The organism is Planococcus alkaliphilus (genome assembly GCF_057031095.1).
The window spans coordinates 3,632,321-3,653,381 of record NZ_CM168060.1; the positions used below are offsets into that span (position 1 = coordinate 3,632,321).

At 46.4% G+C, this 21,061-nt stretch carries 17 protein-coding genes; all 17 read right to left on the reverse strand.

The features are described from left to right. Window positions 1–39: 39 nt before the first annotated feature. Window positions 40–1,548, reverse strand: coding sequence for a DUF1846 domain-containing protein (locus AC2EXB_RS18960; RefSeq protein ID WP_483602864.1), 1,509 nt, complete (start codon window positions 1,546–1,548; stop codon window positions 40–42). A 256-nt stretch (window positions 1,549–1,804) separates the two neighbouring features. Then, complete coding sequence (locus AC2EXB_RS18965) at window positions 1,805–4,060, reverse strand: ATP-binding cassette domain-containing protein (RefSeq protein WP_483602866.1); 2,256 nt, start codon at window positions 4,058–4,060, stop codon at window positions 1,805–1,807. A gap of 166 nt (window positions 4,061–4,226) precedes the next feature. Further along, window positions 4,227–4,706 carry a 23S rRNA (pseudouridine(1915)-N(3))-methyltransferase RlmH gene (rlmH, locus tag AC2EXB_RS18970; RefSeq protein ID WP_251476946.1) on the reverse strand — a complete coding sequence of 160 codons (480 nt, stop codon included), beginning with the start codon at window positions 4,704–4,706 and terminating at the stop codon, window positions 4,227–4,229. 89 nt (window positions 4,707–4,795) lie between these two features. Next, window positions 4,796–4,960, reverse strand: a complete 165-nt coding sequence (locus tag AC2EXB_RS18975; protein ID WP_235197715.1) for a CxxH/CxxC protein — start codon at window positions 4,958–4,960, stop codon at window positions 4,796–4,798. Window positions 4,961–5,261: 301 nt separating this feature from the next. Beyond that, the gene (locus AC2EXB_RS18980) at window positions 5,262–5,768 is read right to left on the reverse strand and encodes a DinB family protein (protein ID WP_483602868.1); all 507 of its coding nucleotides are present in this window, start codon (window positions 5,766–5,768) and stop codon (window positions 5,262–5,264) included. A 110-nt stretch (window positions 5,769–5,878) separates the two neighbouring features. Continuing rightward, a complete protein-coding gene (locus AC2EXB_RS18985) occupies window positions 5,879–7,081 on the reverse strand; it encodes a S1C family serine protease (RefSeq protein WP_483602870.1) in 1,203 nt (400 codons plus the stop codon). A 234-nt stretch (window positions 7,082–7,315) separates the two neighbouring features. After that, window positions 7,316–8,104, reverse strand: coding sequence for an MBL fold metallo-hydrolase (locus AC2EXB_RS18990; protein WP_235197718.1), 789 nt, complete (start codon window positions 8,102–8,104; stop codon window positions 7,316–7,318). Window positions 8,105–8,116: 12 nt separating this feature from the next. Continuing rightward, on the reverse strand, window positions 8,117–8,926 hold the full coding sequence (locus AC2EXB_RS18995) for a two-component system regulatory protein YycI (protein ID WP_483602872.1): 810 nt from the start codon (window positions 8,924–8,926) through the stop codon (window positions 8,117–8,119). After that, the gene (locus AC2EXB_RS19000; RefSeq protein WP_483602874.1) at window positions 8,913–10,250 is read right to left on the reverse strand and encodes a YycH family regulatory protein; all 1,338 of its coding nucleotides are present in this window, start codon (window positions 10,248–10,250) and stop codon (window positions 8,913–8,915) included. Before AC2EXB_RS19000 ends, AC2EXB_RS18995 begins: the two co-directional genes overlap by 14 nt. Then, window positions 10,247–12,073, reverse strand: coding sequence for a cell wall metabolism sensor histidine kinase WalK (gene walK, locus AC2EXB_RS19005; protein ID WP_251476962.1), 1,827 nt, complete (start codon window positions 12,071–12,073; stop codon window positions 10,247–10,249). Before walK ends, AC2EXB_RS19000 begins: the two co-directional genes overlap by 4 nt. 5 nt (window positions 12,074–12,078) lie before the next feature. Continuing rightward, a complete protein-coding gene (gene yycF, locus AC2EXB_RS19010; RefSeq protein ID WP_052649579.1) occupies window positions 12,079–12,786 on the reverse strand; it encodes a response regulator YycF in 708 nt (235 codons plus the stop codon). Between the two features lie 214 nt (window positions 12,787–13,000). Next, the gene (locus AC2EXB_RS19015; RefSeq protein WP_483602876.1) at window positions 13,001–14,428 is read right to left on the reverse strand and encodes a LysM peptidoglycan-binding domain-containing M23 family metallopeptidase; all 1,428 of its coding nucleotides are present in this window, start codon (window positions 14,426–14,428) and stop codon (window positions 13,001–13,003) included. Window positions 14,429–14,824: 396 nt separating this feature from the next. Continuing rightward, entirely contained in the window at window positions 14,825–16,111 is a 1,287-nt protein-coding gene (locus AC2EXB_RS19020; protein WP_251476966.1) for an adenylosuccinate synthase, read from the reverse strand. A gap of 132 nt (window positions 16,112–16,243) precedes the next feature. Continuing rightward, on the reverse strand, window positions 16,244–17,599 hold the full coding sequence (gene dnaB / locus AC2EXB_RS19025; protein WP_235197723.1) for a replicative DNA helicase: 1,356 nt from the start codon (window positions 17,597–17,599) through the stop codon (window positions 16,244–16,246). Between the two features lie 12 nt (window positions 17,600–17,611). Continuing rightward, a complete protein-coding gene (rplI, locus tag AC2EXB_RS19030; RefSeq protein ID WP_235197724.1) occupies window positions 17,612–18,061 on the reverse strand; it encodes a 50S ribosomal protein L9 in 450 nt (149 codons plus the stop codon). Continuing rightward, window positions 18,058–20,034: a DHH family phosphoesterase gene (locus tag AC2EXB_RS19035; protein ID WP_235197725.1), complete on the reverse strand. Its 1,977-nt coding sequence runs from the start codon at window positions 20,032–20,034 to the stop codon at window positions 18,058–18,060. The genes rplI and AC2EXB_RS19035 overlap by 4 nt, the downstream gene beginning before the upstream one ends. Window positions 20,035–20,047: 13 nt before the next feature. Continuing rightward, a complete protein-coding gene (locus AC2EXB_RS19040) occupies window positions 20,048–20,998 on the reverse strand; it encodes a YybS family protein (protein WP_235197726.1) in 951 nt (316 codons plus the stop codon). Window positions 20,999–21,061: the final 63 nt, after the last annotated feature.

The window sequence follows — 21,061 nt, forward strand, 5'->3', positions numbered from 1 at the left end:
CTTCCCTGTAAGAAGAAAAAGGCAGGCATTTTCTAAAATCTAATTGTAATACAAGTTCTCAGTCGGATATACCGGATCGTTGGTGATATCGATTCCAAGCTTTTTAAAGGTCTGTTCGTTTTCCCGATTTAATATAACCGTGGAATGGGCTTGGGTGTCTTTTAAATTTGGCAATTGCTTATAAGCCAGCTCAGAAGTAGGATTGGTGACCGCACTGATTGCCAGTGCAATGAGCACTTCATTGGCGCTTAATGTCGGGACGCGGCTATTCAAGTCCTCGGTTTTCAACCGTTGAATCGTTTGTAAAATCATCGGCGACAACAAATTAATTTCATCGGAAATATTGGTCAATTTCTTCAACCCATTCAGAATCGCGGCTGCCGAAGCATCCATTAAAGTGGTGGTCCGGCCGGTGATTATCTCGCCATTCGGCAGTTCTAGCGCAATGACGGCTTGTAAATTCGTGCTGTCAATTTGCGCTTGGATGGCTTTCGCATAGTTCCGGGCCGGCAATACAGGTGCCCGGTCCTCTTTCTTTAAACCGGTCTCTTCCAGAATCACTTGCATGTGGCTTACACTGTCTTCATCAGCAAGCCCTTTTTTATAGTCGTTCTCTACGATGAAACTGCGCCGAATGATTTCCTGCCTGGCAGCTTCCTGCACGACCATATCGTCGGTGATGCCCGATTTCAGACGATTAACGCCCATATCAGTCGGTGAGCTGTAAACAGACTCTTTGCCGGTAATCCTTTCAATAATCCGTTTGATGACCGGAAACGTCTCAATATCACGATTGTAATTGATCGCAACTTTGCCGTATGCTTCATAATGATAATTATCAATCATATTGACGTCTTTCAAATCGACGGTAGCCGCTTCATAAGCGATGTTTACCGGATGCTTTAACGGCAAGTTCCAAACTGGAAACGTCTCAAACTTGGCATAGCCGGTTTCTTTTCCCCGTTTGTTCTCGTGGTACATTTGGTTAAGGCAAGTGGCAAGCTTTCCGCTGCCCGGTCCAGGAGCCGTCACGACCACAATTGGCTTTGTCGTCTCAATGTAAGGATTCGTCGCAAATCCTTCTTCCCCAAGAACCGCATCCACGTTTGTCGGATACCCTTCGATTTCGCGGTGAATACAGACGCTAATTCCGCTTCTCTCAAGCTTTGTCATAAACACTTTGACTGTTGGCTGCCCTTGGTAGCGCGTGATTAAGACACTGTTGACAGAAATGCCATATGCCCGGTATTCATCAATTAAGCGCAAGACATCCTGGTCATACGTGATGCCATAATCTTCACGGACTTTATTTCGTTCGATGTCTCCAGCGTACACACAGATGATGATTTCCGCATTTTCTTTCAGTGTATGCAATAGTTTGATTTTGGCATCTTCATCAAATCCAGGCAAGACACGCTTCGCGTGCTTGTCGCCGATCAATTTCCCGCCAAATTCCAAGTAAAGTTTATCGTACTGCTCCACCCGTTCCAGGATGTAAGCTGATTGTTCCTGCAAATATTTATCCGAATCAAATCCAATGTTTTTCATTAATTTCCGTCCCGCCTTCTATGCTTCAAGCTTTCTCTTAATCCAGTATATAAAAACACCTTAAGAGAAAATCTCAAATAAAAATCCATACTTTATCATTATAAAGCTTTTTTTAAAAAAGAAAAATCGGTTCAATTGTTTATTGACCGGTTATCCTGATAAGCGCAGTTTGCTTGCCATGGATGTATTCGAAGATAATAACGGAATTCAAAACAATGTTCAGCGAATTTAATCAGCAGAAATCTTGATCCACCGCTCACTCAAACCACTTTGCTGTCGGTGTGGCGGCATTCAGCATTTCCTCCGGCGTTCCTTCGAAAATGACTTCTCCGCCACGTTTTCCTCCGCCCGGTCCAAGTTCAATCACCCAATCACTCGCGGCAATAAAGTCGAGGTTATGCTCAATAATGATGACCGAATTTCTATGATCCACGAGACGTTGAAACAAAGTTAATAGTTTGTCGTTGTCCTGGGCGTGTAAACCGGATGACGGCTCATCCAAGATATAGATTTGCCCTTCTTTTTGAAGATGGCTCGCCAACTTCAAGCGCTGCACTTCGCCGCCGCTCAATGAACTCGTCGTCTGCCCGAGAGTTAAATACTCCAGCCCGACATCTCTTAACGTATTGACACGGTTGATGATCTTTGGGCGATCAAAAAAGTCCCTGGCTTCCTCAATCGTCAGCTGCAAAACCTTCACAATATTTCTTCCTTTGTACGTATAGGAAAGAGCTTCTTCCGAATACCTCGTCCCACCGCATGCTTCACAAGTCACCGTTACGGGATCGGCAAAAGCCATATCGGGCTTCGTCACTCCTTTTCCGTCACAAACCGGACAGGCGCCTGCCGAGTTGAAAGAGAATAATCCTGCAGGTTGACCTGTTTCGCGGGAAAAAATCGCCCGGATATCATCCATGATGCCCATATATGTTGCAAGTGTCGAGCGACTGGAAAGACCGATCGGCGACTGGCTCACCATAATTGCTTCAGGGTATTTTTCGGGAAACGCTTTAAGCATTAACGAGCTTTTTCCTGATCCCGAAACGCCGCAAACAGAAACGAGGACATTTTTCGGAATAGTCACTGCAATATTTTTCAAGTTATTCATCGACACATGTCTGATAGAAAAAGACGCGTCAAATGAACGGGGATACGAATTGATCTTGAGTGTGTGCTGAAGAGTTGTTGCAGCACGCGAATGTTCCAAATCCCTTTGCTTCCCTTGAAAGATCACTTCCCCGCCGTGCACACCGGCACTTGGACCCATTTCAATGATTTCATCAGCAATCTTCATAACCGATCGATCATGTTCAATCACGATGACCGTATTATGCTGTTCTTTGATCCGCTTCAACATTTGCAAGAGCAAATCCACTTCCCCAGGGTGTAAACTTGCGGTAGGTTCATCGAAAATATACATAATATTATTCAGACTGCTGCCCAAGTGACGCGCAATTTTTACACGCTGGGCCTCTCCCCCAGAAAGTGTCCCCATTTTCCGCGATAAACTTAAATAGTCCAATCCCAGATCAATGAGTTGTCTAATCGAAGGAATGGCCTGGCCAGCAATTGCGGACCCGAGTGAATCCTTTATTTTTTCAAGCTCTGCCAATAACTCAGTCAGCTCGAACGCATCATAATCAGCAATATTGAAGCCGTTGATGTTGCATGCAAGTACTTGGGGATTCAGCCCCGAGCCCTGGCACATCGGGCATGACGTACGGGAAGTCATCGCCAGGACCTCAGCCAGAGAGGTTTGGGCAAGCTTTGAAACGTCCCGGTTAATGTACAAGCGCGTAAATCTCGGCAATAATCCATCCCATTCATGGGGCTGCGGACCATTTTTCGTATGGAACGGCGCAAAGATCCGCTCACCTTCAGGAGGACCATAGACGAATAATTGATAGTCTTTCTCCGAAAAGTCCTTCACCGGGATGTCCGGATCGAACAAGCCTCCCGTAATCATCCATCTTCCTTGCCAGCCAGACGGGGACAACGGTTTGAACTGTACCGCATAATCCCTCAACGATTTCTCAACATCGATCAATTTATAGATGTCCGGGTCAACCATTTCCCCGTATCCATTGCACGTTGGACAATGTCCGAATGAACTGCTTCTCGAAAAGTCAGTGGCAGATCCAATCGGTGGGTCGCCGATGCGGGAAAACAGCAGTCGGATCAACGGATCAATACCCATATACGTACCAACCGTCGAGCGGGCATTTCCACTGATCGGCCGTTGTTCAATCACGACGACCGGACTCAAATGCTTCATCAAATCGGCTGGCGGGCGAGCGTACCGGGGCATTTGATTTCTGACGTACATCGGATAATTCATCGTCATTTGCCGCCTGCTTTCCGCCGCAAGCGTATCAAAAACAACCGAGCTCTTTCCTGAACCGGAAACTCCTGTAAATACGGTAATTTGCTTTTTTTTGATAGTGAGATCAATATCTTTCAAGTTGTTCACTTTAAGACCGCGTAAAATGATTTCGTCCTCTGTGTTCGGCATGTAATCATCCTTTCCCATAAATCTCAGGCGCTGATTGCCTGCCAGCATTTTGGCATACTTCTCCGAGAGAACATAGGCAGACATACAGGCTATCCATTACAAAAAAATTATGACTTTCGGGGACCTTTGCATATCTGAGAAGAATTTTTCCTCTTATAAATATTACTTACTTATGATACGGTTCCCCCTTCATAATCCGGAAAGCCCGATACACTTGCTCCACCAAAATCAGCTTCATCAACTGGTGCGGGAACGTCATTTTCGAAAATGACAGCTTCTCATCCGCACGCTTCAACACTTCCTCGTGGAGGCCGAGCGATCCGCCAATGACGAAGACGATTTTGCTGCGGCCGTAAGTCATCAGCGATTCGATGTCTTTTGCGAGCTGTTCGGATGTTTTCATTTTGCCGTCAATGGCTAAAGCGATGACGTAGGCATCCGGTGCAATTTTAGCCAGGATCCGTTCGCCTTCCTTCTTTTTGACGATTTCCATGTCCGCTTCACTTAATTGCTCCGGCGCTTTTTCATCCGCCACTTCGACTTCGTTGACTTTAGCGTAGCTTCCCAGCCGTTTCGTGTATTCTTCAATTCCCGATTTCAAGTATTTCTCTTTTAGCTTACCTACACTGATAATTGAGATATTCACAACTTATCCCCCTTTACGCAATCTTTACAAACAACTTACTAACAGAAGTTATACACATATCCACAGTATTTTCTATATCTTGTGCCCGCTCATTCGTTCGCCACAAGATACGTTGCAGCCTCTTCACAGTAGTCGCATTTTGTGGATAACTTTTCGCCATCTGATAATTCTGTAAGAATAGGATAACTTTTTGTCTCCGCCACAAACATGTCTAACGCATGCTCCACGTGGGTTTTGCATGATTTGATCTCCATTTTTTTCGCCTCCTTTAATTTCCGAATATTCCACACAGTTATACACAATTCGTTCACGTTTATCCACAAGCTATTTTACCAGAAGAAAACGGTTACTGAAAGCCGGGGTTTTAAATGCCTGTGGATTGTGAATAGATTGGCTTTTCTAAAAAAGTTATCCACATGTCATTTTTATGCTTTCACGAACATTGCTGCGCTTTTCTTTAAAATTCTTTACAAAGATTACAATAACATTACAAACTTTTACCCATTAAAAAACCACCTTCCATTCTCAAAATGAAAGATGGCGTAACTTCCCTTATTAAATTTCCGGCGCTTGTCCCCCGAACTCCGCCCATTCCTCTTTTGATGGCCCGTATAATCCTGGAACTTTCAAACTCGCTTGGCGCATTAATACGGTCATCTGCCCCCGGTGATGGATTTGATGGGTAAAGAGCACTTTCAGGACCGTCTCAATCGTCCACATCTCTCCGTACATATCCCGTTCCTCTGTTAAGGTTTCGTCTGTCCATTGCTGGCGGATGGCTCCGATCATGGATTCGTTTGTCCGTCGGTAAGCGTCCGCAATTTCCTTAGCTGTTTCAGGAACCGGCTCTCCAAATTTAGCCGCCTCAAACTGGAGTCCCGTGTGCCCAGCAACCATTTCATCAAAAGTGGTCGTCAAATGCCAAGCAAGACGTCCTAATGTCCGGTGATCCGCTGTTACTTGCTGCGACAGTGAAGCGTCTGTTAAGTTATCCAAGACCTTCTGAGTGCCTTCCGCTTCCGGCTGCCATTCCCGCAAAAAATCATCAATGCTTGCAAACATGGAATCCCTCCAAAAATTTTAATGTGTTATGGTGTTTTATTCGGTATGGAGGTTTAGATTCCTGCCGCATATAAAAAAGAAGCTGTTGCAAGAACAGCTTCTTTCAAAAATTATAAAGCAGAGTTGTCCACAAGCTCCAATTCGAAGTCCATGAGTTCTCCGTTGCGATAAGCTTTTACTGCCAGCGTGTCGCCAATTTCTTTTTCATTGTATAGATGTTTGCGAAGTTCGATGATGTCACCGACTGCTTCCCCGTCCATTTCAACAATGACGTCAAATTGCTCCATTCCCGCTTTTGCTGCAGCCGAATCGGCCACGACTGAATTCACTACAACGCCTTTTGTGACATCTTCCGGCAAATTCAAGGTTTCTGCACGATAAGTCTGCGGCACTTGAGCAAGATCGAGAAGCGTGACGCCCATCGCTGGCCGTACCATCTCACCATTCGCTTCAAGCGATTCGATCACTGGCATCGCTGAATTGATCGGGATGGCAAAACCGATTCCTTCCACAGAGGAAGTCGCAATCTTCATCGAGTTGATGCCAATCAGCTGGCCGGCTAAATTCACAAGCGCGCCGCCGCTGTTCCCGGGGTTGATCGCTGCGTCTGTCTGAAGAACTTCCGCTTGCCAATCTTCCTGTCCGTCTCCGTCCAAATCCACGGGAACCGCACGATCTGTTCCAGAAACTACGCCGGTCGTAACCGATCCCGAAAAATCAAGGCCGAGCGGATTGCCGATCGCGATAACGGTTTCGCCTTGCTTCAATACATCCGAATCCCCGAATTCAGCTACGTCCGGCACATTGGCACCGTCCATTTCAAGAACCGCCAAATCGGTCCAGATATCACTTCCGACAAGGGTCGCTTCCACTTTCGAGCCATCTGCGAGCGTGACTTCGATGCCATTGGCTCCTTCAATTACGTGATGGTTCGTCACCACGTAAGCTGTGCCGCCTTCATTTTTATAAATGACACCTGAACCGGTCCCGACGGCTTGTTCCTGTCCTGGGGTCTGCGACCAGAAATCAGACCCCGCTTGTAAATTCGTAATTCCGACCACCGCATCCGCTACTTCTTCCACAGCTTGCGTGACATCTGTCGTAATTTCCACTGCTGTTGACGATTGATCCGTGGAGTTGTCTGTTTTTACCGCTTCTGACGTGTTCGCCGATTCTTCTTCATTGCCAGGCGCTAAACCCGGCACCGAATAAAACAAAAGCCACACAAGAAGCGCACCAACCGCGACACCCGCTACTCCTGCCAAGAACGTCCCTGCACGGCTCTGCTTCTGTGGGCTATTATAATATCCCATCGCATTCATCCTCTCTCTCAATTCAACTACTCTTTATATAACCTTAGTTTAAGAATCCGAAACGGACAATGCAAGCCGCAGCAAACTGGATTTAATAATGCTTCAGTTGATCTCAAAATACGCTCTATAGCGCTGTAAATATGCACAGTAACTCTTAAAATACGCCCTGTTACCAAAAAAATACGCTCCAAACTAAAAAAAAGCTGGAAGCAGCTGCGCTTCCGGCTTTATCAATTACACAATCACTAATTCGGTGGGGATGTTCGCATCGGTATGAAGCAAGTCGACATATTCACCGACGATGATGCCTTTTGTCTGCAAAGTCTGTTCGACGCTCATCCGTGCGAGGTCTTTCATATTATTGTCTTTGCTCAAGTGGGACAAGTAGATGCGCGTCGGTTTTTCCGCCATCACTTCACTCATCGCCACGGCTGCATCTTCGTTCGATACGTGCCCGACATCACTCAGGATGCGCCGCTTAACGGACCACGGGTAACGCCCCATCTGCAGCATCCCGACATCGTGGTTGCTTTCGAAAACAAAAGCATCCGATGCCTGGATGATGCCTTTCATGCGGTCGCTGACGTAGCCGGTATCGGTAATCAGCGCAAGCTTCCGGCCGTTTTCATGGAACACGTAGAACATCGGGTCTGCCGCATCGTGGGACACCGCAAACGATTCGATATCAATCGACCCAAACGTCTTTACCGTTTCCATATCAAAATGGAAACGCTGCTCCACCGGAATCGCACCAACCAATCCGTCCATGGCTTCCCATGTTTTGGCGTTCGCATAAATCGGCACTTTATGTTTTCTTGCGACAATGCCGAGACCTTTGATGTGGTCGCTATGTTCATGCGTCACCAAGATGCCGTCCAGGTTGCTCATGCTTTTGCCGATCGAAGCGAAAAGCTCTTCCATTTTTCGCCCGCTCAACCCCGCATCCACAAGAAATGAATGCTGATCGTTTTCTATATAGATAGCATTGCCGCTTGAGCCGCTTGCTAGCACACTAAAACGCATAATAAAAACTCCTTATTCTTCGAGCTCAATCTCATCTTTCTTGACTTCCACTACGCCGTCTTTGATGGCATTGACGAAATATTCATCTTTGCTGCCATCTGCAAGCGTAGCCCGAATGCGCCATGTCGGCAAAAACATCACTGTGTTTTCGGAAACCGTGACATATTCCGTGTAGCCAAGCGCTGCCGAATCGATATGGGTATCCGGCTTTAATACTTGTTTCTGGTATAGGGTATGAATGGCTTGAAGCGGCGGAATCACTTTTTTCTGCAATTCGGCTTCTTCCACATTTTCGAACAAGCTCTGTTCATAATGAGTGACTTTCGCATCTTCATTAAAATGCAGCGTCAATAAACCGTTGTCGCTGTAAAACAGTGGTTTTCCGTTGATCTCTTGAAAGAATATCGCTTCCTGCTCTTCTTCATCCATCCTCCAGAAGACGTAATCTTCCCCTTCGTAGATGGTTCCTTCCACAAATTCGGTCAGAACTTCTTCGTCCGGGTCTCCGCTAAGTGGCAGCGGTTCGTCGAATGTGACGATTAACGCATTTTCATTCGTCGTGTTCATCTGTAAGTCTACACCCGGAACATCATTCGCTACAAATAATTTCTTCTTTCCGGTCAAATAGGCTTGGTTCCCTATATTTTCCGGAAGCTCTTCGTAAGTGATATTCTCAAGATCCAACTTTTCATCAATCGATGGAATGGTCAGTTCTTCCAATCGCTGCCCAGCGTTATACCGTTCCAAGTACAAAGAATATAAAAAGATATTCAATATGGCAAAGACAATGATAAAGATGGATTTTGTTTTACTCCAATCCAAATTTGCCACCTCCCAGCATTTCTTTGGAAAGGTGATGCCATTTGCCGTCCGCTTTAAAGTACCAAGCCGGTTCCAAGCTCAATAGCCGCTCGGGCTCTCGGTCATCACGCCTTAATTCATAGCCGGGCACAATGTCTGTAATGGTCGCTAGATCCTTTTCATCCAGATGATTGAAAGCTTTCAAAACGGATTCGCCGGCTTCCATTTTCGTCGTGCCGGTTTCTCCCCAAGATTCCAGGATGTAAAATGGGCGTTCGTAGCGGAAAATCTGCTCCACTTCCGACTCAATCCCCCAATTCAGCTTTAAATCCGTGGCAAGCGGCCCAAAGACCGGTGCCCCATCGACAAACAAGCGATATTCGATTTGCTGATTCAGGGGCACCATATTGAAATAGCGGTAGTCATTTGTCCAGCCGCTATGGCTATTGATGAAATCCACCGTTTTAAAGATCAAATCGGATGGAATCGCGGGATCGGATGTTTCCGCTTTTGGCTGGACATAGGTGATGCTCTTATTCGTATCTTCTACGCCCATTATCGCCTCTGATTCATCGCTGTATTCTTTATTGGTGATTGCCCCTGTTGATTGCACGCTGCCGGGATTTTCAAAAAGCCCATCGACAAAGCGCTGCGGCGGAATGTCTTCCTGCAAGTAACGGTAAGTCGTTACATCTTTTGCATCTTTTTGGATGTAGATCGGCAATTCCCCTATTTTTTCATTCGTAACATAAGTAGCGTACTCGAAAGCCCGCTGGACAATCGCCGAGTCAAACCGCTTCAATTGAATCGCAGATACACTTCCTGTGTAAATTCTTTTCGATTTGGTGTTAACAAAATACAGACTAAAATTATTGCCGTTTATATTGCCCCAATCGATGACGACCCGGTCAAAAGACGCTTCCGGAATGGTCTTGTCCGTGATATCCATCATGTCGTCATAGACGGGAAACGGAACAGGCGCAGGATAGTAAAGGACGGCACGGTTCGTATCATGAAGATACGCTCTCAAGGTTTCAAGAGGTGCTTCTTCCACGACAATCGCCAAGTCATGGATTTGCCATTGCTCCATCTCGCTAAGCAGCAGCGTAATCTGTTCCTGGTCGCTTGTCCCCGTGATGTTTTCATCGCTAAATTGGTACAGCACATTAAGCGGCTGTACCACTTGGTCCACGACTTTCTTTTCTCCCAATTCCACTTCCACTGCTGAAGTCGTCTCAATTGTTTCAAGTGTCGGTGTAAAGGTCCAAATGGTAAAAGTCAGAGCTAAACTCAAAAAAATCAATAATGCTAAGGCAATGGATTTGATTTGTTCAATGTATTTCATTCCCACTCATCTCCATCATCAAGTTCATAAGGCAAGGTGAAATAAATCGTCGTCCCTCGGCCGTATTGGCTTTCTGCCCAGATTACGCCGCCATGAGCATTGATCATCTCTTTTGAAATCGCCAGGCCGAGGCCCGTACCGCCCATTTCCCTAGAACGCGCCCGATCGACGCGGTAGAAACGGTCGAAAATCTTATCGACATTTTCTTTCGGAATCCCCATTCCTTGGTCGCTGATGCGAATCATGATGAAGCCGTCTTGTTCCATCATATCAAAACGGACTTTCCCGCCTTCAGGAGAATACTTCAATGCATTTGAAATGATATTATCGATAACTTGGGTAAGTTTATCGGGATCAATCTCCACGAAATACTGTTCTTTTGGCAACTGGCGCTCAAAATGGACGTTCTGGGATTTCGACATTTCAAAACGGTCAATGATGCGGTTAAAGAATACATTGAACTCGACCATTTCTTTGTTCAATTCCGTTTCATTGGAATCCATTTTCGATAGTTTCAACAAATCGTTGACGAGGCGTATCATGCGCTCGGTTTCGGTTTGGGTAACGTTCAAGAAGTTCGGAGCTAAATCCGGATCTTCCCAGGCACCGTCTGCGAGAGCTTCTAAGTAACTTCTCATCGTTGTAAGCGGCGTCCGCAATTCATGCGACACGTTCGCCACAAACTCGCGGCGTTCCATATCGATTTTTTCCTGCTCGGTGTTATCATGCAAGACGGCGATAACGCCGTTTACAAAGCCGGTTTCTTTCTGGATGACAGAGAAGCTTGTCCGGAGCAGCGTACTTTCTTCATAATTGCTGAAGTCCAGCGTAATCGCTTCTTTTATGTGGATCAAATCTTCAAATGTATATTCGGATTCCAAGTTCAGAACCGAAGTGATTGGCCGGTTGATGACCGTTTCACGTGAAACATTCAGCAGGCGGAGCGCCGGATCGTTGATCAGGATGACGCGACCTCTTCTGTCGGTCGATAATACGCCATCTGTCATATTCGACAGGACCGATGCCAATTTTCTCCGTTCACTTTCAGTCGATTGCTGTGATTCCTGCAACCGGTTCGTCAAATTATTAAATGCCCTTGCCAGCTGGCCAATTTCATCTTCTCCGTAAACCCGGACTTTCCGTGAGAAATTTCCTTTTGCCATCGCTTGGGCTTGCCTTCTCATATCAGAAATCGGTTTTGAGATGGTCTGTGCCACCAGCACTCCTAAAATAGCGGTAATTGCCATGGAAATGGCGGTTCCGACTGCTAAAATGGAGTTAATTTCATTCATTTGTTCATAAACATTCTCAATATCCGCTTCCATATATAAAGTACCGAGAACTTCACCGCCTGATGTGATGATCGGCAGCGTCCGGACCCATATACGCCGCTCGGATTGGCGATTGATCTTCGTGCGGTCGAGCGGTGTTTCCCCGACAACCGACTGCATGACCAATTCATCGGTTGACCGTTGCCCTACCAATGATTGATTTTCAATCTCTGAAGAAGCCAGGATCCGATAGCTCGAATCGATGACCCGAATTTCGTCAATATCTTCCGATTGGAATCCGTAAAGGACGGAATACAAGCTTTGTTCAAGCGTTAAATCTTCATCTGTCCGGTCCTTGATCAATTCTTCACGGACACTGAACTCCACAATATTCATCCGATCCTCTATCGAATCTTTGAAGTTTTTACTCAATGAATCTTCCAGTTGCTGTGCAAAATACAAGCCGATAATCTGCATCGCCAGTAAAATGAGCAGGATGTATATCAGCACAAATTTCACATGAATCGATTTAAAAAAACCTACCTTGTGCATTCAACCTACTCCTGTTCAGGATTCCGCAAGTAATAACCTACTCCTCTGCGGGTCACAATCCAGGCCGGGTGACTTGGGTTGTCTTCAATTTTTTCACGCAGACGCCGAATTGTTACATCGACTGTACGGACATCTCCAAAATAATCATAGCCCCATACCGTCTGCAATAAATGCTCGCGGGTCATCACTTGGCCAATATGTTTTCCGAGGTAATGAAGCAATTCAAACTCGCGGTGAGTCAATTCAATTGTTTCATCGCGTTTCTGGACCAAATATGCGTCTGGCTGAATGGTTAAAGAACCTACCTCAATATCATTCGAGCTTGGCCCTTCTTCATCTGCAGGCGTGACATTCTGTCGGCGCAAATTCGCTTTTACGCGCGCAATCAATTCACGGGTAGAGAATGGTTTTGTTACATAATCATCCGCTCCCAGTTCAAGCCCTAGCACTTTATCGATTTCCGAGTCTTTTGCCGTCAGCATGATAATCGGAAAATCGAACTTCTTGCGGATTTCCCGGCATACTTCCATGCCATCACGGTTTGGCAGCATAATGTCCAAAAGCATCAAATCCGGCTGGATTTCTTCTGCAATCTTCACTGCTTCATCTCCGTCGTAGGCACAAACGACATTGAACCCTTCCTTCTTCAAATTAAACTGCAGTATATCCGCAATCGGCTTCTCGTCGTCTACAACCAAAATCGTTTTACTCATCAGTTTTTCTCCCCTTTTTATTCCAGCTTTCGATGGAATTTCCTTCGCTGTACATTCTTTTCTACCCTTTACTTTATCATTGTTGGAGAGGTTTCGCATCTCTGACTCCCTCTCCACTATTCCCCGGGAAATACTGCCGGCTGTATTTCCGCTAATTTCGATGCGCCAATAAAATAACAAAAATCGATCCACGTGAATGGATCGATTCAAAAGTTTATTTAATATAATTTAACGGATTTTTGGTGACGCCTTTATAGGAAATTTCAAAATGCAAATGAAGGCCGGTTGAACGTCCCGTAGAGCCCATGACGCCCAGTTTTTTGCCTTTCGGGACTTTTTCGCCCACTTTGACATCAATGGATGAAAGGTGCGCATAAATGGTTTCATAACCGTTTTTATGGTCTACAACGACGCGGTTGCCAAAAGTGCCGGCCGCCCCGGCTGCTTTTACGACGCCGTGGTCGGCACTTTTAATCGCAAGTCCGTCTGGCCGGGCAATGTCGATGCCGTTATGCAGGCGTCCCCAACGTTCGCCTCTGCCGCTTGAGATATAGCCGCCTTCAGCAGGCCAAGCAAATTTTCCGGTCCCGACACTCGGCAATGGCTTCGTGCCTTCCAGGACAATGCGGTCAACCGGATCTTTCGCCACGGCTTCTTCTGACACCGTACGCCCGGTCCGCTTGCCGTTTTCTTCCCGGATTGCATACGTTAATTGCTTTTCTCCGGCCGCGCCTTTTTCTTTCACTTTTTTCTCGCCGACCAGCACATGCTTGTCTTTCTTCGTGACGGTTTTATTCGGAATGGCTTTTGCCGTCTTTTCTTCGCGTTGAACGTGCACGGTCACTTTCGGCCCTTCTTCAGCAATCTTTATGGAAGTGCCGGCGTCAAACGCAGCCAAATTCAGATTCGGATTCATTTCCTTCAAATCTTCTACTGTCACATTAAATTTCTCCGCGATCATTTGGGCGGATTCCCCATTTGCCGCTTGGTGGAGCCGTTCGCCTTTCAGCAAGTAGCTCACGGCTTGGTCCACCGTCATTACTTCCGAAGGATCGATTTGCTGGGAAGCGCCGGAAATTTTCTCGGCAATAGCTAAATCCATTAGCCGGCTTTCGCCGACTCCGATTTCTGCAGGTGCTTTCCCTGTCTCCATCCGCTCTTCCCATTCCGCCAACTCCTCGGGCGATACAAATGCCAGCTTCACTTGCTTGATGGTTTCATTGTAGGCTTCCCGGTCTTTTACATACACTGCCGTCTCATCGCCTGCAGCCAGCCTGAAAGCAGCTGCCTTGATCGGCAAAGCTGCCGCTACCCGGTCGAATGCTTCGCCATCCCTTGAAATAGGCGAAGCGAAGACTTTTTCTTCGATGACATTCACTCGACGGTCTACCTGGAGATTCAACTCTTCGTAAGCCGATTGTGGATGGTCGATTTTTTCTTCTGCTGCCGCTTTTAGCGACTCATTATTACTGACGGCCCCTAAGTATTCGCCGTTATTGTATATATGGTAAATGGGCTCTAGCCTTGATTCTTCAATAGGTTTTGCTGAAACGGTATTAATTCCAAAGCCTGTCACTAACAGAATGGATGCAGCCGCCAATTTCAATTTAGTCGATTGGCCCGCTTTCTTTTTTTCTTTCATTTTAATTGTTTTCCCCCTGCTTTTATTGACAGCATTTTCGCTGCTGCTTTCGCTCTTTTTCTAAGCCTCCATTACTCTAGCACATTCTTATTTTGAAATAACACCAATCGCTTTTTTGTAAACAGGCTGTCGCATTTTTGGCAATAAATTCTAATTACTGGTTATTTTTATGTAATTTTTCTTTCTTTTCCCGCGTTAATAGCAATATTTTCTAATATATTTTTGTTAAAATGATTGTTTTTTGTCATAGTTGTTACATAGAAAGAGTTTTCAACAGTAATAAATGTGTACATTTTGTTAAAATAACATAAAAACATAAAAAAAGAGCTGAAATGAAGGTCCATTTCAGCTCTTTTATCCTATTCGATCGTTAGTTGATCACTTTCGTTTTTCACATTAACGCCAAACGCTTGTTACGATATTCGTTTGGTTGCGGTCTGGGCCGACCGAGAAAATCGAAATCTGTACCCCTGTCAATTGGGCAATGCGCTCCAAGTAATGGCGGGCATTATCCGGAAGTTCATCAAGGGATTTGCATTTCGTTACATCTTCTGACCAACCTGGCAGTTCTTCGTATACCGGTTCGCACTCAGCAAGCATACGCAAGTTCGCAGGATATTCCGTGATCAATTCACCTTGGTAGCGGTAAGCTGTACAGATTTTCACTGTCTCAAGGCCTGTCAATACGTCAATTGAGTTAACCGTCAAGTCCGTTAACCCGCTGACGCGTCTTGCATGGCGAACGACTACACTGTCGAACCAGCCAATGCGGCGCGGACGGCCAGTAGTCGTACCGTATTCTTTGCCGACTTCGCGGATCTGTTGGCCGACTTCATCAAAAAGTTCAGTCGGGAACGGGCCGTCTCCAACGCGTGATGTATAAGCTTTACATACACCAATTACGTGCTGGATCGTTGTCGGTCCAACACCAGCGCCGATCGTTACACCACCGGCTACCGGGTTAGAAGAAGTGACGAAAGGATAAGTTCCTTGGTCGATATCGAGCATAACGCCTTGAGCGCCTTCAAAAAGGACACGGCGGCCATCATCGATTGCATCATTCAATACTTTCGACGTATCGGTTACGTATTTGGCGATTTCTTGGCCATATCCATAATATTCTTCCATAATTTCTTCTACTGTGAATCCTTCTGTTTCGTAGAATTTCTCGAACATCCGGTTTTTCTCATTCAAGTTCATACGCAGTTTTTCTTCGAACACAACATGGTCTAAAAGATCCGCCATGCGGATACCGACACGCGCTGCTTTGTCCATATAAGCAGGCCCGATGCCTTTGCCCGTTGTTCCGATTTTATTCGCCCCGCGGCGCGCTTCTTCCACTTCGTCCTGCTTGATGTGGTAAGGAAGAATGACATGTGCACGGTTGGAAATGCGCAGATTCTCAGTAGTGACTCCGCGTTCATGCAAAGCTTTCAGCTCTTTTACTAGCGCTTTCGGGTCTACTACCATTCCGTTGCCGATTACTGAAATTTTGTCTTTATAAAAGATCCCCGATGGAATCAAGTGCAATTTATACGTTTCGCCGCCGAAAATGATGGTATGTCCAGCATTGTTTCCGCCTTGGTAACGCGCAATCACTTCTGCGTGCTCAGATAGAAAATCTGTGATTTTCCCTTTTCCTTCGTCTCCCCATTGCGTTCCTACTACTACGACTGATGTCATTGTCCGCACCTCCGTTAGGCTTGCGCCCTATCTCAAACAGTCTCTATTGTAGCAGTGAAATGCCCTTTCGTCAATAAAATCCCAAAGAAAAACGAACAATAAATGCATTTCTGCATCTATCGTTCGTTTTTTTCAGAAATCCGGACCGCCTTCGTGCTGGCTCCAGTCAATGGTCACGAATTTATTGTATTCCTTCACAAATGCCAATTTCACCGTACCGGTCGGGCCGTTACGCTGCTTGGCAATGATGATTTCAATCATGTTCTGATCTTCGGTCTCTTTGTCGTAATAATCTTCACGGTACAGGAAGGATACAATATCAGCATCCTGCTCAATACTTCCGGATTCCCGCAAATCGGACATCATCGGACGTTTATCTTGCCGCTGCTCAACGCCACGCGACAACTGGGACAAGGCGATAACCGGAACTTCCAGTTCACGGGCAAGGCCTTTCAGCGAGCGGGATATATCCGATACTTCCTGCTGCCGGTTTTCCCCGGAACGGCCAGGTCCCTGGATCAACTGAAGATAATCGATCATGATCATGCCAAGGCCGTATTCCTGTTTTAAGCGACGGCATTTGGCACGGATATCGTTGACCCGGATCCCCGGCGTATCATCGATAAAGATTCCGGCGTTCGACAAGCTTCCCATTGCCATGGTGAGTTTGCGCCAATCCTCATTCTGAAGAGCTCCGGTCCGCATGATTTGCGCATCGATGTTTCCTTCTGCACAGAGCATACGCATAACCAACTGCTCGGCCCCCATCTCCAGACTGAAAATCGCGACATTCTCGTCGGTTTTTGTTGCCACGTTCTGGGCGACATTCAATGCAAAAGCTGTCTTACCGACAGAAGGCCGTGCAGCGACGATAATCAAGTCGTTGCGCTGAAACCCTGCTGTTACCTTATCCAGGTCACGGAAGCCTGTAGGAATGCCTGTAACGTCTCCTTTTCGGGTATGGAGCAATTCGATATTATCATAGGTTTTTACAAGTACATCTTTGATATGGATGAAGTCGCCTGCATTCTTGCGGTTCGACACTTCCATCATTTTCTTCTCAGCTTCCGAAAGTAAAGCTTCCACTTCATCTTCGCGCGTAAAACCGTCTTCCACAATCGAAGTCGCAACCCGTATCAAGCGCCGCAATAGCGACTTTTCTTCCACGATATGGGCGTAATGCGCAACGTTTGCAGCCGTCGGAACGGCATTGGCGATTTCCGTTAAATACGACAAGCCGCCAACGTCTTCAAGTTCCTTTTTGACCGACAATTCTTCCGTTACCGTCACAACATCAATCGCTTTTCCGTGGTCTGACAGCGTCAGCATGGTCTGGAAAATCTTTTGATGGGCGAGGCGGTAAAAATCTTCCGGCATAACGATTTCTGCTACGGTGATTAACGATTGCGGTTCTAAAAAGATGGCCCCAATAACCGATTGCTCGGCTTCATGGTTATGCGGAGGGACACGATCCAGTGTTTCGTTCATCGGGTCATCACCTTACGCTTCTTCTGTTACATGGACTTTAAGAGTAGCTGTGACGTCGTGATGCAATTTGACTGGCACGTTTGTATAGCCAAGTGCACGGATTGCATCATCTAATTCCATTTTGCGCTTATCCACTTTGATGCCATGTTTTTTCTCAAGTTCTGTTGCCACTTGCTTGGTTGTAATCGAACCGAATAAACGGCCGCCTTCCCCTGATTTCGCTTTTAATTCGATTGTCAGGTTTTCTAGCTTCGCTTTCAGCTCTTGTGCTTCCTGCAATTCTTTTTCAGCTTCTTTTTCTTCTTTTTTCTTCTGTCCAGCCAATTGGCTGATCGCTGCCTGATCGGCTTCTTTCGCTAAGTTGTTTTTCAATAAAAAGTTATGTGCGTAGCCATCCGCCACGTTTTTGATTTCGCCTTTTTTGCCTTTTCCTTTAACGTCTTTCAAGAATATCACTTTCATTCAGTTGTGCCTCCTTCAAATTGTTCGGTAATTACTTCTTTTAACCGGTCGACTGCTTCATCGATCGTAGAGCCGGGGATTTGCGTTGCGGCATTCGTTAAATGTCCGCCGCCTCCCATATTTTCCATGACGATCTGCACGTTCACTTCTCCAAGGGAGCGTGCCGAGATGCCTATGCCGCCTTCGCCTCTTTCCGCTACGACGAACGACGCATTGACGTCTTTCATCGTCAGCAGGATGTCTGCCGTCTGGGCAATCAGCACCGGACTGTAAATGCGGCCCGGTTCGCCTCTGGCAATGGCGATGCCGTCCCCGACAAACTCGACGGTCTGGACGATTTTCGCACGTTCCACGTAAGTATCCAGGTCTTCTTTTAGTAAACGCTGCACCAGCACCGTATCAGCGCCATTCGAGCGCAAATACGATGCCGCTTCGAACGTTCTTGCCCCTGTGCGGAGCGTGAAGCTTTTCGTATCGACGATGATGCCGGCAAGCATAGCCGTCGCTTCAAGCATCGTCAGTTTTTCATATTTCGGTTGATACTCGATCAATTCGGTCACCAGTTCCGCCGTTGAAGATGCGTAAGGCTCCATATAAACGAGCATCGTATTGGTGATGAATTCCTCGCCGCGGCGATGGTGGTCGATCAGGACGATCCGTTCCATGCGCTGCAGCAGCCGTTCATCAATGACCATTGAAGGTTTGTGCGTATCGACAATGACGAGCAGTGAATTGTCCGTCATATCGGCAAGCGCTTCTTCCGGTGTGATAAAGCGGTCGAATAAATCCGGATCTTGTTCGATTTCTTGCATTAAGCGCATGACGCTGCGGTCGTACTCATTGAAATCCAGAACGATGCGGCCGTTGACTTTATTCATCGCAGCCATTTTGGCAACGCCGACTGCCGCTCCGATGGCGTCCATATCGGGCATTTTATGGCCCATGACAAAGACCTGGTCGCTTTCCTGCATCAAATCGCGCAATGCGTGGGAAATGACGCGCGCACGCACCCGTGTCCGTTTTTCGACAGGATTGGTCTTGCCGCCGTAAAATTTCACTTTGCCGCTTGGATGTTTGATCGCCACTTGGTCGCCGCCGCGCCCAAGAACCAGGTCGAGTCCGGACTGCGCCATGCTGCCAAGCTCCACTAAGGAAGCCGAGCCTGCACCGACCCCGATACTCAAGGTCAATGCCAAATTGTCTTTTGATGTCACTTCCCGGATATTATCCAGTATTGCAAATTTCGACAACTCCAGCTCTTTAAGAATGGATTCATTGAACACAGCCATAAACCGGTCCGATGAAATCCGCTTCACGAATATCCCGTGGTCGGCGCCCCAACCATTGATCAGCGAAGTGACCAGGCTGTTCAAATTGCTTCGCGTCTGGTCGTCCATCCCTTGAGACAATTCATCATAGTTATCGATGAAGAGAATTCCAAGGACGGTCCGATCGGCATAATAAAGCGTTTCGATTTCCACTTGCTCTGTGATGTCAAATAAGTAGAATAACCGGTCATCCGCTTTGTAATAAACCCGGTATTTCCGTTCACCAAGCGTGATGATCGTTTCTTTCGCTTCCTCCGATTTTATCATTGTATGAAATTCATCGGATAAGCTATAAATCGATTCGCCGATTAAGGTATCGTACTCCAATTCAGTTGTCATATACGGATTGGCCCATTCAATATCAAAATTTTCATTGACGAGCAAAATCCCGATCGGCATTTCTAGCAGCGCTTCTTCGCCCACTTTTTTGACGCGGTAAGACAGCGTTTCGATATGCTTTTCCGTTTCTTCGTACACTCTTTTTTCTGTCATCCAGGCAGCGGCAAATGCTGCCGCAAAAAGCAGGACAAAACCTCCTGCTGCCCATTCCGACCAAAGTGAAATCAGAATTGCCGCCACTAACCCTAACACTAGCAGCGCTATAAGCGGATATCGAAGTTTTCTTTTCCTAAAAAAAGCCGACATTCTCTTCAGCTCCTTATTTTCCTTTAAACTCGTGTGCCCGCTTCACCCAGCCCCGGATATCAAATCCAAGGTCCACGATTCCAACGATGCTCGTAAATGATTGCAGCGGTATGGCTAGGATGGTCACGATGACCGTCACCCATTTTGGCCAGCCTTCTTGCTTGATGTAGTAATGGTAGAACGAAATCCCTTGCAAGAACAATAGGAATTGGAGCATGAGGGTTGCGTTCATCAAAATCATATAAGGCATGGTTCCCGGCTGGAATTCAGTGAACACGGAAACCACGATGACGATCAAGTAATACCATAATACGGATTTCGGCAATTTCATCTCCCGGAAAGGAGGGAATGCCGGAACTTCGATCCCCAATCGTTTTAACACTGGCAGCAAGAGAAGGAGCATGACCCAAGTGGCCATAAATACACCCAATACTAGCCATGTCGGCATTAAGATTTCCATGGACAGCAATAGCTGATTCATGTTTTCAGTGTAATCCTCCGGCAAGGTGCCGAAATTTTCCATTATAGCACTTGTCTGTTGAAATGAATTCTTCATCTCAGTCATGAATTCTTCCAAAACATTGATGCCGAGCAATGCGATCGAAGCTACATATTGCACGACTAGAGATATCAGAATGACAATGCTTGATCCCATGAACATAAAAAGCTTGCTTTTCCGGTTATAAATAGACAAACCGATGACCAAGCCGAGCGGGATGTGGATAAGCGCAAGCGGCAACGACAATATTCCGCCGATGATAAAGGTTAAAACCAGACAGACTGCTGTAAAAAGAGCCGAAGCTTTGCCGCCATATTTTGCACTATACCAAGCGATTGGCAGCGCTAGAAATAGCGAACTGACAATCTGTAAAAGAGGCACATAAATGGAAATCGCCAGCAGCACCGTAAAGACTGCGGCCATCATGGCACCCTGTGTAAGTTGTCTTGTTTGTTGATTCTGCATTCGAGTATTTGTCCCCTTCTTTCGGGTTTATTTCATCCTTGTAATTGTAACATGATTGAAGTG

Bases quoted from the DNA above. Each gene is read 5' to 3' on its own strand.
- AC2EXB_RS18960 (WP_483602864.1), bottom strand. From the start codon at position 1,548: ATGAAAAACATTGGATTTGATTCGGATAAATATTTGCAGGAACAATCA.
- AC2EXB_RS18980 (WP_483602868.1), bottom strand. From the start codon at position 5,768: ATGTTTGCAAGCATTGATGATTTTTTGCGGGAATGGCAGCCGGAAGCG.
- AC2EXB_RS19000 (WP_483602874.1), bottom strand. From the start codon at position 10,250: ATGAAATACATTGAACAAATCAAATCCATTGCCTTAGCATTATTGATT.
- AC2EXB_RS18985 (WP_483602870.1), bottom strand. From the start codon at position 7,081: ATGGGATATTATAATAGCCCACAGAAGCAGAGCCGTGCAGGGACGTTC.
- rplI (WP_235197724.1), bottom strand. From the start codon at position 18,061: ATGAAAGTGATATTCTTGAAAGACGTTAAAGGAAAAGGCAAAAAAGGC.
- walK (WP_251476962.1), bottom strand. From the start codon at position 12,073: ATGCACAAGGTAGGTTTTTTTAAATCGATTCATGTGAAATTTGTGCTG.
- AC2EXB_RS19020 (WP_251476966.1), bottom strand. From the start codon at position 16,111: ATGACATCAGTCGTAGTAGTAGGAACGCAATGGGGAGACGAAGGAAAA.
- AC2EXB_RS19040 (WP_235197726.1), bottom strand. From the start codon at position 20,998: ATGCAGAATCAACAAACAAGACAACTTACACAGGGTGCCATGATGGCC.
- AC2EXB_RS18975 (WP_235197715.1), bottom strand. From the start codon at position 4,960: ATGGAGATCAAATCATGCAAAACCCACGTGGAGCATGCGTTAGACATG.
- AC2EXB_RS19015 (WP_483602876.1), bottom strand. From the start codon at position 14,428: ATGAAAGAAAAAAAGAAAGCGGGCCAATCGACTAAATTGAAATTGGCG.
- AC2EXB_RS18965 (WP_483602866.1), bottom strand. From the start codon at position 4,060: ATGCCGAACACAGAGGACGAAATCATTTTACGCGGTCTTAAAGTGAAC.
- AC2EXB_RS18990 (WP_235197718.1), bottom strand. From the start codon at position 8,104: ATGCGTTTTAGTGTGCTAGCAAGCGGCTCAAGCGGCAATGCTATCTAT.
- dnaB (WP_235197723.1), bottom strand. From the start codon at position 17,599: ATGAACGAAACACTGGATCGTGTCCCTCCGCATAACCATGAAGCCGAG.
- AC2EXB_RS19035 (WP_235197725.1), bottom strand. From the start codon at position 20,034: ATGTCGGCTTTTTTTAGGAAAAGAAAACTTCGATATCCGCTTATAGCG.
- yycF (WP_052649579.1), bottom strand. From the start codon at position 12,786: ATGAGTAAAACGATTTTGGTTGTAGACGACGAGAAGCCGATTGCGGAT.